Genomic DNA, 13,626 nt, shown 5'->3' with positions numbered 1-13,626 from the left:
GAAAATAACTGTTCCGACAACTAATCAGGTCGCAGTCGTCCGGTTTCCTTCTACTACTCGGTAGCGACCGGCGTTCTGGAGATATCTTCACAGAGGCGGCGGTAGACGTCCCGCTCCAGTAATTCCATCATGGTATCGTCGACGGTCGCCCGCAACACCGCCAGGCGGTCCTCGAGAACGGCGTACTCCTGGCTGGCCCGTCGCTCGGCGGCGGTTTTCTGCCCGTCCAGGAGCGCCTTCTTCGACGCGAGTGCAAAGAATTGCTGGAGCTGGTCGTCGTAGCTCGAGCGCAACAGCAACTGGTCGATCAGCGAGGTGAGCTCGGTCTTCGAGACCGGCTTGACGAGGTAGTCGTCGAACCCCAGTCCGATGATGTCGAAGTCCGGTTCGACCGCCGTCACCATGGCCACGCGACAGTCGAGGTCGCGGTCTCGGATCGTCTCGAGGACGGTGTCGCCCGGGAGACCCGGCATTCGGCGGTCAAGGAGCACGATATCGACCGTCTCGTCGATGGCGTCGAGGGCGTCCGTGCCGTCGTAGGCAGTCTCGACGGACACCTCGTCCTCGAGCCAGGCGCTGTAGAGCGTCGCCAGGTCGGGTTCGTCTTCGACGATCAGGACGTGGGGTTCAGATGGCATCGGGATAGTCTCCAGTATCGGCTGACGATTGACAGACTTCTCACGGAGCCATATGAATATATCGGGCGGTTGGACCTGGAAAACGCTGCTGAACTGAATAAACGGTCCGAACGTAGCTGGAACCAATCGGGTCGCTACTCGAGTTCCGTCTCGAGCACGGTACGGAGAGCGGCGATGTCGGCCGCCGTTCGCTCGAGGACGGTCGTCTCGTCTCCGCCCTCCGCCGCAACTGTCATCGACAGCGTCCCGTCGGCGGTTGGCGAGCCCAGCTCGACGACGGGCGCGACGCCGTCGAACGCCTCGACCACGGCGTCGGGGTCGGTCGTCTGGATCACCGCCCGTCCGGGGAGTTCGTGAAACAGTCCCGCCGCCAGGTCGTCGGTCGGCAGCGCCACTTCGAGACCGACGTCCGCGGTCACCATCTCCGCGAGCGACACCGCGAGGCCGCCGTGGCTCACGTCGTGGGTGGCGAGCGTCGAGTCGGCGTTCGCGACGGTGGCGAGCGTCTCGAGCCGTTCGGTGGGCGTCTCGGGGAGGTCGGGGAACCGATCGCTCCCGCCGAACTGCGCCAGGAGTTCGGAGCCCCCGAGGGCGAAGGAATCGCGCTCGAGGGCGTCGTCGCCGACCAGGAGGAGCGACGACTCCTCGGAGCGCGCCTCGAGGCCTGGCGCGTCGTAGCCCGCCTTCGTGCCGACCATCGCGAGCGTCGGCGTCGGCGGGATGGGGCCGCTCACCGAGTCGTTGTACAGGGAGACGTTGCCGCCGACGACCGGCACCGAGAGCTCGGCACACATCTCCGCGAGGCCGTCGACGATGGCCTTGAAGCCGCCGTAGACGTCCGGTTTCTCGGGATTTCCGCCGTTGAGACAGTCCACGGCTGCGAGGGGGGTCGCCCCCTTGACGGCGAGGTTGGTGGCGTTCTCGAGGGAGACTGCGCGTGCGCCGTCTCTCGGGTTCGCGGCAGTCCAGTTCGGGGCGGCGCCGGCGGAGATGGCCAGTCCAGTTCCGGTTCCCCCGTCGATTCCGGTATCGGTCTCTCGAACGGCGACGACCGCCGCGTCGTCACCCGGCGGAACGCTCGTCCGGACCCCCACCTCGTGGTCGTACTGGCGGTAGACCCACCGCTTGGAGGCGGTATTCGGAGAGCCGACGACGGCCTCGAAGGCGTCCTCGAGGTCGGTCTCGGGGAGATCGGTCTCGGGTTCGGTCGGCTCCTCCCACGGCAGGTCGTTCATCGGTGCCCCGTCTCCGAGGAACCCGGCGTCAACGTCGACGACTGTCTCTCCGTCAAAGGTACAGACGTAGTTGTCGGCCGTGACCTCGCCGATGACCGAACAGCCCAGATCGAAGCGCTCGGCAATCTCGCGAACGCGTTCGACGTTCTCGGGGGCGACCTCGTAGCACATCCGCTCCTGTGACTCCGCGAGCAAGATTTCGAGCGCGCTCATGTTCGGCTCGCGCTGGTGGACCCGCTCGAGATCGATTTCGGCGCCGAGACCGCCTTTGGCGACGAGTTCGCTCGAGGCGCCACCGAGGCCAGCGGCGCCGAGGTCGCGAGCCGACTCGATCAGGTTCTCGTCGATCATGACCTCGTTGGCCTCGATCAGCAGTTTCTCGGCGTAGGGGTCGCCGACCTGGACTGCGGGGCGATCCTCGGTTTCGGCGTCCTCGGCCAGGTCCTCGCTCGCGAAACTCGCGCCGCCGAGGCCGTCGCGGCCGGTGGCGTTGCCCACCAGCACGAGTTTGTTTCCGGGCTCCTGGGCGACGGCCGTCACGAGGCGGTTCTCGGTGAGGAGGCCGACGCAGGCGACGTTCACCAGCGGATTCCCCTCGTAGTCTGGGTGGAAGTCGACGCTGCCTCCGACGGTGGGGACGCCGATGCAGTTCCCGTAGTGGCTGATTCCCTCGACGACGCCCTCGAGGAGGTACCGAGAGTGCTCGTTCTCGAAGGGGCCGAAGTAGAGGCTGTCGGTGAGCGCGATTGGGTAGGCGCCCATCGAGAGGGTGTCCCGGACGATGCCGCCGACGCCCGTGGCGGCGCCGTCGAAGGGGTCGACGTAGGAAGGATGGTTGTGGCTCTCGATGCCGAGGGTGATGTAGACATCCTCGCCTCGCTCGGTTTCGCCATCCTCGCTTCCGTCCTCGCTCGCGCCGCCGCTCGAGGGCAGCGCGACGACCGCCGCGTCATCGCCCGGCCCCACGACGACCTGTTCGCCCTCGCTCTCGAACGCCGACAGCAGTGGTCTCGAGGATCGGTAGGCGCAGTGTTCGCTCCAGAGGTTCTCGAACAGCGCCGCCTCAGCTGGGGTGGGTTCCCGGCCCAGCTCGGCAACGATCAGTTCGTGGTCCGAATCGGCTTCGCTCATTCACCTAGGTGGTGAAAGTGGGACAGTAAAGGGGTTTCCATATCCACGTTCGTGCATCGTCTCGGGTCGTCGATTTTTTATTCACTGGCGACTGGTTAGAACCAGTATGCTTTTGCCGGGCCATCCTGGATTCTCTCGTATGAGCACCTCCGATACGCAGCAGGCGAACCCGTTCGAGAATCCAATGGTCCGCTACGCGCTCGGCCTCTCCGGGGCGGCGATCATCGCCTTCGTCGCCATCGTCTACCTCGAGGGCCTCGTTCGCTACCTCGCGCTGGGACTCGCCGTCCTCGACGCCGTCCTGATGCCGAAGTTCCTCGAGTACGCGATGGAAGCCGAACAGTAATCGCCCTTTGGCGGTTCACCCCCTCGCGTTCCGACACCGAATCCCCGTTCTCCGAGCCGCCCGGAAGCGTGTGCGGTCCCGAAACGCCTCGTCTCGCGTGGAGTCCGCCCACTTGAGCACGGAGAAGACGACGCCGAATCCGGCCGAATCCAGAACGACTGCGAACCACTTCGCGGGGTTCTCGAGACCGTTTTTCGCGGCGTCGAGGGACACGAGCGACGCCAGAACTGTCACGGCGAGGACTGGCACCAGCACGATGGCGGCGATTTCGGGCGGCGACGGGAGCAGGGCGAATGGCGTCGCCTCGAGCGGTATGTATCGGTTCGGTGGCCGCGGGAGAAAACCGGGAGACTCGCGCGAACCGCACATACGTCCATTTTTGTACGAGAGCGCCGAATGCGATGGCATGAAAACCATCAAGGACAGCGTTCACGACCACATCGTGGTCGACGGCGTGGCGCGGGACCTCCTCGACACGCCCGCCGTCCAGCGCCTCCGGAACATCGCCCAGCTTGGCACCGTCTCGCTCGTCTACCCCTCCGCGAACCACACCCGCTTCGAGCACAGCCTCGGCGTCTATCACCTCGCCTGCGAGGCGCTCGAGCACCTCGGCATCGGCGGCATCGAGGCCGAACGCGTCCAGGCCGCCGCCATCCTCCACGACGTCGGCCACGGCCCGTTCAGCCACAACCTCGAGGAGCTGACCCACCGGAAGACGGGCCGATACCACGACGACGTCCACGAACTGCTGGCCGCGGGCGAGATCGGTGACGTCCTCCGCGAGCACGACCTCGAACCCGACGCCGTCGCGGACCTGGTCGCCGGCAACGGCCGCTTCGGGCAGATCGTCTCCGGGGAACTGGACGTCGACCGAATGGACTACCTCGTGCGCGATGCCCACCACACGGGCGTTCCCTACGGGACGATCGACCACGGACGGCTGGTTCGCGAACTTCGCTTCGCCGACGGCGAACTCGTCCTCGCGGAGGGGAACGTCCAGACCGCCGAGAGCCTCCTGGTCGCTCGCGCGCTGATGAACCCGACCGTCTACAGCCACAGCGTCGCTCGCATCAGCAAGGCGATGCTCCGACGCGCGGGCGAACAGTTGCTCGAGGCCGAGGAGACGGACGCTCACACCCTCCAACGGATGGACGACCACGATCTGATCGTCGCGTTGCGCTCGAGCGACGCCACCGAAGAATTCTCCCGGCGCCTCGACCACCGCGACCTGTACAAGCGAGCCGTCTGGGCCGAGATCGACGACGTGCCGGGCGGGATCATCGAGGCCGACCACGAGGCGATTCGCGAGTTCGAGCGCGAGATCGCCGACCTGGCGAACGTCGATCCCGAGACGGTCATCATCGACGTCCCCGCTCGTCCGTCGATGAAGGAGTCCACGACGCGCGTGCTGGTCAACGGCGACGTCCGCCAGCTGGGTCGCCAGTCCCCGCTCGTGGATGCGCTCCGGGCTGCCCAGTACTCCCAGTGGCGACTCGGCGTTTACTCTTCCGACGACGTCCGCGAACCCGTCGGCCGGGCCGCCGTCGACGTGCTGGGCCTCGACATTGACGGCCCGCTCGTCACCGAAGTGCGCGACGGGTTGTACGCGACGCTGGATCAGTTCGTGGAGTGAGGTCACCTCGAGCGAGGGCGGCACATGAACTGGGCTCGAAACCCCCATCGAAACGCGAACTGTTGAAGGGTTCCGGACCGAAACGACCGGTATGGAACTCACCGGAACGATCCTTCGGGGAGCGGACCTCGAGCCAGTCGAGGGCCGACTGATCGTCGGCGACGACGGCCGAATCGAGGCCATCGAGGAGGAAACGGTCGAGAGCGACGACGTCGTGCTCCCGGCGTTTGTCAACGCCCACACGCACATCGGCGACTCCATCGCGAAGGAGGCCGGCGGGGGGCTCACCCTCGAGGAACTGGTCGCGCCGCCGGACGGCCTCAAACATCGCCTGCTTCGAGACGCCAGCCGTGAGGAACTCGTCTCGGCCGTCCGAACCTCGCTCGAGTACATGGAACGCGGCGGCACGGCGGCCTGTTTCGACTTCCGGGAGGGCGGCGTCGAAGGCGTCGAGATGCTGCGGGAGGCCGCCTCGGATCGGGCGATCGACGCCTACGCGTTCGCCCGCGAATCGCTCGAGGCGATGGAGGCGGGCGACGGGTTCGGGGCCAGCGGGGCCAACGACGACACCTTCGACCGCGAGCGCGAGGCGACCCGCGACGCTGGCAAGCCCTTCGCCATCCACGCGGGCGAGGCCGACCCCAGCGACCTCCACCCGGCGATGGACCTCGAGCCGGAGTTCCTGGTCCACGTCGTCCACCCCGAGGACGACCACCTCGAGCGGATCGCACGCGAGGAGATTCCCGTCGTGGTCTGTCCGCGCTCGAACCTCGTCACCGGGGTCGGCCTCCCGCCCATCGAGGAACTGATCGACCGAACGACGCTCGCGCTGGGCACCGATAACGTGATGCTCAACTCGCCGTCGATGTTCCGGGAGATGGAGTTCCTCGCCAAACTCTCGGACCTCCCCGCGCGCGAAATCCTGCGAATGGCGACGGTCAACGGGGCCGCCCTGATGGATCTGGAGTACGGCTCGCTCGAGCCGGGACGGGTCGCTCGCGTCCTCGTCCTCGACGGGGACTCGCCGAATCTCGACGGCGTCCGCGACCCCGTCCGGGCGGTGGTCCGACGAGCCGGGGTCGACGACGTGAAACAAGTCGTCTTCACCGACTGAGGGTCTTGCGAGAATGGCGGGCTGAACCCGCCTCGAGGCTGTCGTCCGTCGGCCGTCGCTCGAGCGAGCGGTGGACCAATACTGACAGCTCGAAGGAATCTTTTTGACGAGAGACGTGTAACGAAAGCTATGGTACTTGCTGGATTGCGACAACTCAACGTCTACGGGAAAGTCGCGATGGGAAGCGCGTGTCTCGGCCTGATCGTCCTTCTCATCGTCGGCGGCCCGCCCTATCCTTACGAAGCGGTCGTGCTGTTCGGTATCGCCGCGGTTACCGTCGCACTGGCGATGTATCGAAACCGCCCCGACGAGGAGAAGCGAGAGTACCCGACGGATCGGAAATCGACGCGTTCAGAGCGACGGAACGAACGTGAAATGGAGGTGGAGGCGGGTAAAGGCGGGGGATTGCAAGGGGACGGTACGTGAGGTGATTCCGCAACAGTCGGCGCGCACCGCGTGGCGAGAACGGCGGATCGTTCGTTTTCGTCGTTCGGGTCGCGTGACGTCGATAATTGTCGGCTGGCTCCGCGACTCTCCGACGGTTACTCTATCGGCATCGCCGTATTCCGATAGGCGACCCCGCACGCGGGGCAGGTTCCAGGGTTCGTCGTCGTGGTGACCGTGTCCCCGCACTCAAGGCACTCGTAGGTCGATTCGGCCGCTGGATCGTATGGAGCGTCCTTCATTGGTAGTCGGCCACGCGACGGTCGGTGGCCACGTAGTGCAATATTTGCCCGACGCCGATGGGCGTGGTGGTTTATTTCTAAACCCCTCTTCGACACACCAGGTTTACTATTGAACCTTCGTCGCGTACGAGTCATCGAACAGGATTGAAAAGAGCGTTCGCTCGACCGCCCTGACGTGGTTCGAGAAGGCCGTCGGAGAGATGTCCAGCGAGTCGGCGACGGCCGAACCGGTCTGGACTCGCGGCGTCGCGAAGAACCCGGCGTGGTAGGCCGTCCGAACCACCTCGAGTTGGCGGTCGGTGAGCGACTCCAGGACCGCGGATTCGAGGCGGGCACCGGTCGTCGGGGGCCCGGTCCGTTCCCGGCGCGTCGCGAGCGAGGCGTCGGGGTAGGTCGATCGGACGAGGTCGTCGACCGACGCGGTTTCGACCGGACTCGGCACGTCCACGGAGAGCGTCGTGCCGTCGGGGTCGGCAGTGAGTCGGCGGACGACGCCGCCGTGTTCGGCCAGCCGGGTCGCGAGCGCCAGTTCGGAGAGCGTGAGCCGAACGAGGCCTCCGTCCGCGTTCGTACTCGCACTCGCGCTGACGACGTGCGCGTCCTCGACGCCAGTCAGGGACGAGGCTCGGTCGACGACCGCCTCGGGCGAGCAGCCGGAGACGGTGACGAACGTCAACACGCCCGATTCCAGGCGCTGGATGCCCCCCTCGAGGTCGAGCCGGCACTCGAGGGTTCGGGCGAGACGATCGATCGCCGTCCCCGTGTTCTCGACGTCGGCCTCGTAGGTGAGTTCGGCTACGCGGCCGCCCAGCAGGGCGTGGGTTCGTTCGACCGAACCGATCGCCGAGGCGATGGTCTCGCCGAGTTCCCGGAGCACTTCACGCGCGGTCTCGTCGAAGGCGTCGGGCCGGTCGGCGTAGACCGTTAGTGCTCCGTAGCTGAACTCGTCGTACGCGAGGGGGACGCTGGCGACGGATTGAAACCCGCGGGTCAGCGCCGGCGAACGCCACTCGCCCGCCCGCAGGGCGTTCGCGACGTTCTCGACGACCGTCGGCGACCGGGTCTCGAGCGTGCGCGAGGTTGGCTCCGACTCCGTCGAATCGGCCGCGAGGGTCTCGAGTGCGTCGAGATAGCCCTGGCCATCGCCGGCCCAGGCACGAGGCGTGATCTCGTCGGTTCGCGGGTCGAGCGATCCGATCCAGGCAAACGCGAATCGGTCGGCGTCGGTGAGGCGACCGCAGACAGCGTCCTCGATGTCGTCGCGGGTGTCGGCCCGGACGAGGTCCCGTCCGATCTCGCGGATGATCTCGTTGATGCGATCGAGCGCACTCAGGCGCTGGTTCTGCCGCTTGAGTTCCCGATCTCGCGCCCTGAGTCGTGAGTCCCGTTCGACCCGGTCGAGGGCGGCCTCAGCGGTCGCCGCCAGCAGATCCGTGACCTCGATCGTGACGTCGTCGAGCGTAACGGGATCAGTGGTTCCGGCCAGGAAGACGCCGTGGTCGGCGAGCGGGACGATGATGCCGCTTCGAAGCCCGTCCACGGGCGAATCGGAGGGGTCGAGTCTCTCGAAGACGTGCGTATCGTCCTCGACGAACGCGTTCGCGACCGCGTCGTCGGCTCCCAACGGGATCGCCTCGAGTCGGTCACGGTCGCCGATACCGGCACAGGCCGCCGCCTCGAGCGCGTTCGCCGCCGTATCGAAGCGGTAGACCGCCGCCGACGGGAGCGAGAGGACGGCCTCGACGTCGTCGACGACGCGCTGGGCGATCTCGACCTCCGACTCGGCGTACAGGAGGGCGCGAGCCGTCTCGTGGAGCGACGTGAGCGCGCGTTCGCGCTGCTTGCGCGTGGTGACGTCGCGACAGCTAAACAGCCGGCGGCCGTCCTGAATCGAGACCTCGCGGACGTTCACGAGCAGCGCGTGTTCGTCACCGTCGCGATCGGTCGCCGTGCACTCGACGTTCGTGAGGACGCCCCGCTCGGCGAGCGCCTCCTCGTCGTAGAACTCGCCCAGCAGGGCGTCGATGGTTCCCAGTTCGTGGATCTCCGCGGCGGTGTAGCCGAAGATGAAATGGACGTTCGGGCAGACGTACGTGAAGCGCCCTTCCTCGTCGGTGAGCAACACCGTGTCGGTCATGTGCGCGAGCGTCACCCGGTGGAGTTCCTCGGAGCGCCGGAGTTCGCGGATCGTTTCGACGCGTTCGGTGACGTCGCGGCCGAGAATCACCACCCCCTGATCGCCCGACTCGACGGGGTGAAACGAGAGCTCGAACGTTCGTTTCTCGCCGTCCGCAGGTGCTCGTTCCTCGCCGTTCTGACGCGAGAGCGTCACCTCTCGCTCCGCGTACGCACCCGATCGGGCGGCCTCTAGCCCCGACTCGATCGGGCTGACAGCCTCGAGCGCCCAGTAGCGTCGATCCACGAACGAGCGGCCGACCGGATCGGCCCCCGTCTCGAGGCGCTCGCGGACGGCTGGGTTGGTGTCGGCGATCGTTCCGTCGGCCTCGAGCACCCAGAGGTACGTTCCGGCGACCGACGCCTCGCCGCCATCGCCACCCGCTGATCCGTCGGCGATGGCGTCGAACTGGCGAGCCCGCTGGCGAGCGGCAGACGCAGAGCGGTCGCTCCCAGAGTCATCCCGGCCCTCGAGGACCGCGTCGAGCATCTCCTGGAGGAGCGACTCCCGGTCGTCGAACGGTACGTAGCCGCTCGCGCCCGCCGCGAGGTGCTGGCTGGCGAGGCGTTCGTCGCCCTCGACCGGTACGGTCACCACCGGAGGGGACGGCCAGCGCGACTGCACGCGCTCGACGAGCGAGCACCCGTCGTCCGGTGTCGCGGTCGTGTCGACGATGACGACCATCGGTGTGCCGCCGTCCCAGGTCGCGAGCGGATCGTCCGAATCGGCCGTCGAAACCGCCACAGGCTCGAGTTCCGGGACCGTCGCCTCGAGAGTCGCGCGCACCGACTCGATCCAGTCCGGGGCGCCGATCAGCAGCGCTGTGTTCAGTGCGGATTCGTCGATACCGGTACCGCGTTCCATCGGTGGCCCTTCTCGTCGAGTCACTATAGTAGTCCGCCTGACGGCCGTTTCAGGAACCGCCTCGAGGGCAGGTTTTATCGCCCGCGGCCTCGCCGTCTCCGTATGGTCACGGATGCGGATACGAATACGAATACGGATGCGGACACGGACATCGGAACCGTCCGCGAGGTCGACACCGGCGACTGCGACGACCTCTACTTCCTCGACACCGGCATGTACGACACGAGCGAGTACGGCGCGGCGTACGTCCTCGACGCCGACCGCCCCGCCGTCGTCGAGACGGGCATCGGAACCAACCACGAGCGCATCCTCGAGGCCCTCGACGCCATCGGAATCGATCGATCGGACCTCGAGGCCATCGTCGTCACCCACATCCATCTGGACCACGCCGGCGGCGCCGGCTTCCTCGCCGAGGCCTGTCCGAACGCCGACGTCTACGCCCACCACGTCGGCGCCCCCCACCTGATCGATCCCGAGCGCCTCGTCGCCGGGACGAAAGCCGCCGTCGGCGACCAGTGGGAGTTCTACGTCGACCCCGAACCCGTCCCCGAAGAGCAGGTGGTGGAATTCGAAGACAGCGACGTCATCGACCTCGGAAACTACTCATTAACCGTCCACGACGCGCCCGGCCACGCGCCCCACCAGGCCATCTTCGAGGTCCCCGAGATGGACGCCGTCTTCACCGGCGACGCCGCTGGCATCTGGGTCCCCTCACTCGAGACGATTCGCGAGACCTCCCCGCCCGCACAGTTCGACCTCGAGGGCTGCCTGGACGACCTCGAGACGATCCGCGAGATCGATCCGTCGGTCCTCCTCTACACCCACTTCGGCCCACGCGAGGTCGACAACCTGGCGGCCGCGCTCGAGACCTACGGCGACGTCCTCGAGTCGTGGGTCGCTCGAGTGGAGCGCGCGCGGGACGAGCACGAGAACGACGAGGTCGTCGTCGACGCACTCGCCGAAGGCGCTGACGAGCGATTTGTCAAGGTCTGGGGCGAGCGAAAGACGCGCGCCGAGACCGCGATGAACGCCCGCGGCGTGCTGGGCTATCTCGACTACGTGGCCGACTGACGGAGCACTCGTCGTTCGCGGGCCGGTCAATCGTCCAAACGCGCTCGAGTGAGCCCGTTTCGACGAGAAGGTATTCCCCGTCAGGAGGTAAACTCACCACCGAACCCTGCTGAACGGGTAAACCAGCGGCCCCTAGCTCGAGTCCGACTCCGCCTCGGTGATCGCGCTCGAGACATCGTCGTGGGAGGCCGCCTGGCTCGATTCGGCGTCCTCGTCCGACGGCCGGGACGACGAGGATGACGAGGACGAGGCGAGCGGTGAGGACGGATCGGGCGTCGTCGACTCGTCGGATTCGGCGTCCTCGTCCGAGGCGTCGTCCGGGATGTCAGGCGATTCGATACCGGCGAGATCCGCGGCGAGCCGGCGATAGGCGACCGCAGCTGGGCTCTCCGAGTCGTGTACGACGAGAGGTGTTCCCGCGTACACGCTCTCGCGAACGAGCGGATCGTCTGGGATCGTGCCGAGGAGGGCCAGGTCGAGTCGGTCGGCGATCTCCTCGTAGGAGACGTCACCCGCCGGGCGCGTCCGGGTAACGATCAGCCCGGCCGTCGAACCGCCCGCCCGTTCGGTCAACTCGATGGTCTTTTTGACGTCGTGAACCGAGGCCGGTTCCGGGGTGGAGACGAGAAAGACGGCGTCGGCGAGCCCCAGCGGGAGGACGGTCTCGTGGCTCACGCCCGCGCCGACGTCGAGCAGGACGTACTCGAATTGCTCACGAAGCGTCTCGACGACCTCGCGAAGCCCCTCGGGGCTCGTTTCGGCGTAGTCGTCGAGCCCGGTTCCGCTCGGGATCGCGACGATGTTCTCGGCGAGGTTGTACGTGGCGTCTTCGATCGACGCGTTGGATGCCAGCACGTCGTGGAGCGTCGTCGACTCGGGGCTCAGGCTCACGAACCCGGCCAGATTCGCCATGCCGAGGTCGACGTCGACAATGGCGACACGTTTGCCCGCCTGAGCGAGGGCCGTCCCGAGATTCACCGTCGTCGTCGTCTTCCCGACACCGCCTTTTCCACTCGCGATGGCGTATACCGTCTCTTGAGACATACTCGATTACTAGCCAGACAGTGTAGCGGGAGGACCTTAAATCGTGAGCACACCGCCTCGAGTCGTGTCAATTCGACTGAGTACGAGATCACTGACGCGCTCGACGCAGGAAGCAGTAGTCGAGAGCTCGAGACGATCCGCAAGGAGTCAGTGTCGAAGGGATGCGAGCGTCGAGAAGGTCGCGAGTGTCAATCGAGTTCGGTCGGATCGATCTCGGGTAACGTGATGAGGTTCTCCCGACCGATACGGAGTTTCTCGATCTCGTCGTCGTCGTCCATCTTCGAGAGCAACTGGGAGACCTTGGCGTTCGACCAGCCGGTCTCCTTGACGATCGAGGCCTGTTTCATCCGACCGCCGTTGCCCCGCAGGAGTCGAAGCACCCGCTCTTCGTCGCTGAGCAGGTCGGGATCGATCCCGCCCCCGTCGTCGGGTTCCTCGAGGGGTCCGTCCGGTGGGGCGGCGACGGGCGGGGTCGTGGAGTCTTGCGCGTCCGGTTCGTCATCCTCGATTCGGGCACGAACGGGGGCCGGGAGCCAGGCAGGAACTGAGGACGAACCCGAACCTGAACCCGAACTCGAGCGCTGAGTCACGAGGTAACCACCGACGACGGCGACGGTAAGCAACGCGAGGGCGGCGCCGCCGAGGAGGACGCCTGTCGAGGCCCACGATTCCGGGTCCTCGGGCGGCGGTGTCTCGCCGCCGGTCCCGTCGGGCCCGTCGGTCCCGTCGCCAGAAGATTCTCCCCGCAGCAACACGAATTCTCGTTTGTCGCCTTCCTCATCGACGAACTCCACCGGACCGTCCCAGACGAGTGCGCCATCGGACCGTCTTGAGAAATCGCTTGGAAGCGAATGGAACCCGTAGTTGGACGGAATATCCATGACGAGTTGCTGGTCGGCGTTCAGCGCCGGAAGCCAGGAGCCGTCACCCTCCGGTGTCTCGAACGCGTCACCGACGTGAATCTCACTCCCCTCGGTCGTCGCGAATGATTCCCACGTGAACGAGTAGGCGACGACTCCGACGCGATCGGTCGATTCTTCGCCCATCGGACCGCTTCGATTGACCTCCTCGATTCGCGGCTCGTCGTACCCGGCGTCGACGAGCGCCATCTCGCGGCCGGTCACCTCCGAGGCCGCGGCCACGTACTGCTCGTACGTCGATACGTCGTAGCCAACGTCGCGCTCATCGTTGGCCACCGAGGCGGCATACGACTGGAACGCCTCCTCGTCCTCGGCGTCCTTGAGGAGGAAGCGACTTTCGATCGTCCATCGGGCGTCGCCGCTGTCCGTGACGTTGATCCGGATCACCTGCTTCGGGTCGGCTGGCTGGTGCTGGTCGCCGTCGTTATCGTCGTCGCTGTCGTCCTGGAGGGCAGGCGACGACTGCTCGAGCGACGACGGTCCGTGAGCCGAGTGGTCGGAGGGCGGGGCCGCGGCCACGACGCCGACACTGACGGCGGCCACGAGGAGGACCGTGAGGGCAACGACACTCGCGCGGGGAAACCGCATACGTCTCAACGGGTATCTCCCAGGGCAAAAAACCCTTTCCATCCCCAATAAAACGTTATTTCCGCTTCTAAACCGTCTCCGACGCTCTCGAGGCGTTTCGTAACGCGGTTTTATCTGTCGCTACACCAGACCGATCCGGAGACGGGCGGGTTTTTGTACCAGGGGTTCTATAGCAGTGGC

The 13,626-nt window shown here is 66.4% G+C and carries 12 protein-coding genes; 5 read left to right on the top strand and 7 right to left on the bottom strand.

The genetic code is table 11. The annotated features are described in order from the left end of the window. Positions 1 to 53: 53 nt before the first annotated feature. Positions 54 to 638, bottom strand: coding sequence for a response regulator transcription factor (locus tag ACFQS4_RS17475; RefSeq protein ID WP_500194858.1), 585 nt, complete (start codon positions 636 to 638; stop codon positions 54 to 56). Between the two features lie 134 nt (positions 639 to 772). Beyond that, complete coding sequence (purL, locus tag ACFQS4_RS17470; protein WP_500194856.1) at positions 773 to 3,004, bottom strand: phosphoribosylformylglycinamidine synthase subunit PurL; 2,232 nt, start codon at positions 3,002 to 3,004, stop codon at positions 773 to 775. Between the two features lie 139 nt (positions 3,005 to 3,143). Here purL and ACFQS4_RS17465 point away from each other — a divergent pair, with 139 nt between their 5' ends. After that, on the top strand, positions 3,144 to 3,350 hold the full coding sequence (locus tag ACFQS4_RS17465; RefSeq protein ID WP_500194854.1) for a hypothetical protein: 207 nt from the start codon (positions 3,144 to 3,146) through the stop codon (positions 3,348 to 3,350). Between the two features lie 15 nt (positions 3,351 to 3,365). Here ACFQS4_RS17465 and ACFQS4_RS17460 read toward each other — a convergent pair whose 3' ends face one another. Further along, positions 3,366 to 3,719 (bottom strand): hypothetical protein, encoded by a 354-nt coding sequence (locus ACFQS4_RS17460; RefSeq protein ID WP_500194852.1) that lies wholly within the window; start codon positions 3,717 to 3,719, stop codon positions 3,366 to 3,368. Between the two features lie 37 nt (positions 3,720 to 3,756). Between ACFQS4_RS17460 and ACFQS4_RS17455 the strand changes: the two genes are divergently transcribed. From ACFQS4_RS17455 to ACFQS4_RS17445, 3 genes are all read left to right on the top strand, one after another. After that, positions 3,757 to 4,983, top strand: a complete 1,227-nt coding sequence (locus ACFQS4_RS17455; protein WP_500194850.1) for an HD domain-containing protein — start codon at positions 3,757 to 3,759, stop codon at positions 4,981 to 4,983. Positions 4,984 to 5,074: 91 nt separating this feature from the next. Continuing rightward, positions 5,075 to 6,097: an amidohydrolase family protein gene (locus ACFQS4_RS17450; protein ID WP_500194848.1), complete on the top strand. Its 1,023-nt coding sequence runs from the start codon at positions 5,075 to 5,077 to the stop codon at positions 6,095 to 6,097. Between the two features lie 129 nt (positions 6,098 to 6,226). Further along, complete coding sequence (locus ACFQS4_RS17445; protein WP_500194846.1) at positions 6,227 to 6,523, top strand: hypothetical protein; 297 nt, start codon at positions 6,227 to 6,229, stop codon at positions 6,521 to 6,523. A gap of 116 nt (positions 6,524 to 6,639) precedes the next feature. On the opposite strand, the gene ACFQS4_RS17440 is transcribed toward ACFQS4_RS17445, so the two are convergent. After that, positions 6,640 to 6,783 (bottom strand): rubrerythrin-like domain-containing protein, encoded by a 144-nt coding sequence (locus ACFQS4_RS17440; RefSeq protein WP_500194844.1) that lies wholly within the window; start codon positions 6,781 to 6,783, stop codon positions 6,640 to 6,642. Between the two features lie 106 nt (positions 6,784 to 6,889). Continuing rightward, positions 6,890 to 9,823 carry a bacterio-opsin activator domain-containing protein gene (locus ACFQS4_RS17435; protein WP_500194842.1) on the bottom strand — a complete coding sequence of 978 codons (2,934 nt, stop codon included), beginning with the start codon at positions 9,821 to 9,823 and terminating at the stop codon, positions 6,890 to 6,892. A gap of 102 nt (positions 9,824 to 9,925) precedes the next feature. Here ACFQS4_RS17435 and ACFQS4_RS17430 point away from each other — a divergent pair, with 102 nt between their 5' ends. Beyond that, positions 9,926 to 10,894, top strand: a complete 969-nt coding sequence (locus tag ACFQS4_RS17430; protein ID WP_500194839.1) for an MBL fold metallo-hydrolase — start codon at positions 9,926 to 9,928, stop codon at positions 10,892 to 10,894. 132 nt (positions 10,895 to 11,026) lie between these two features. Here ACFQS4_RS17430 and minD read toward each other — a convergent pair whose 3' ends face one another. Together minD and ACFQS4_RS17420 are read right to left on the bottom strand one after the other, a co-directional pair. Beyond that, positions 11,027 to 11,938 carry a cell division ATPase MinD gene (gene minD, locus ACFQS4_RS17425; protein ID WP_500194837.1) on the bottom strand — a complete coding sequence of 304 codons (912 nt, stop codon included), beginning with the start codon at positions 11,936 to 11,938 and terminating at the stop codon, positions 11,027 to 11,029. Positions 11,939 to 12,126: 188 nt separating this feature from the next. Beyond that, positions 12,127 to 13,446, bottom strand: a complete 1,320-nt coding sequence (locus ACFQS4_RS17420) for a helix-turn-helix transcriptional regulator (RefSeq protein WP_500194835.1) — start codon at positions 13,444 to 13,446, stop codon at positions 12,127 to 12,129. Positions 13,447 to 13,626 lie beyond the last annotated feature (180 nt).

The organism is Saliphagus sp. GCM10025317, from assembly GCF_042663665.1.
Taxonomy (GTDB): Archaea; Halobacteriota; Halobacteria; order Halobacteriales; family Natrialbaceae; genus Natronosalvus.
The sequence above is the reverse complement of the archived record's forward strand: the minus strand, read 5'-3'. Positions and strand labels throughout refer to the sequence as shown.

What these genes read in the sequence shown, in the direction of transcription:
- ACFQS4_RS17475 (WP_500194858.1), bottom strand. Translation starts at nt 638, where the DNA reads ATGCCATCTGAACCCCACGTCCTGATCGTCGAAGACGAACCCGACCTG.
- purL (WP_500194856.1), bottom strand. Translation starts at nt 3,004, where the DNA reads ATGAGCGAAGCCGATTCGGACCACGAACTGATCGTTGCCGAGCTGGGC.
- ACFQS4_RS17465 (WP_500194854.1), top strand. Translation starts at nt 3,144, where the DNA reads ATGAGCACCTCCGATACGCAGCAGGCGAACCCGTTCGAGAATCCAATG.
- ACFQS4_RS17460 (WP_500194852.1), bottom strand. Translation starts at nt 3,719, where the DNA reads ATGTGCGGTTCGCGCGAGTCTCCCGGTTTTCTCCCGCGGCCACCGAAC.
- ACFQS4_RS17455 (WP_500194850.1), top strand. Translation starts at nt 3,757, where the DNA reads ATGAAAACCATCAAGGACAGCGTTCACGACCACATCGTGGTCGACGGC.
- ACFQS4_RS17450 (WP_500194848.1), top strand. Translation starts at nt 5,075, where the DNA reads ATGGAACTCACCGGAACGATCCTTCGGGGAGCGGACCTCGAGCCAGTC.
- ACFQS4_RS17445 (WP_500194846.1), top strand. Translation starts at nt 6,227, where the DNA reads ATGGTACTTGCTGGATTGCGACAACTCAACGTCTACGGGAAAGTCGCG.
- ACFQS4_RS17440 (WP_500194844.1), bottom strand. Translation starts at nt 6,783, where the DNA reads ATGAAGGACGCTCCATACGATCCAGCGGCCGAATCGACCTACGAGTGC.
- ACFQS4_RS17435 (WP_500194842.1), bottom strand. Translation starts at nt 9,823, where the DNA reads ATGGAACGCGGTACCGGTATCGACGAATCCGCACTGAACACAGCGCTG.
- ACFQS4_RS17430 (WP_500194839.1), top strand. Translation starts at nt 9,926, where the DNA reads ATGGTCACGGATGCGGATACGAATACGAATACGGATGCGGACACGGAC.
- minD (WP_500194837.1), bottom strand. Translation starts at nt 11,938, where the DNA reads ATGTCTCAAGAGACGGTATACGCCATCGCGAGTGGAAAAGGCGGTGTC.
- ACFQS4_RS17420 (WP_500194835.1), bottom strand. Translation starts at nt 13,446, where the DNA reads ATGCGGTTTCCCCGCGCGAGTGTCGTTGCCCTCACGGTCCTCCTCGTG.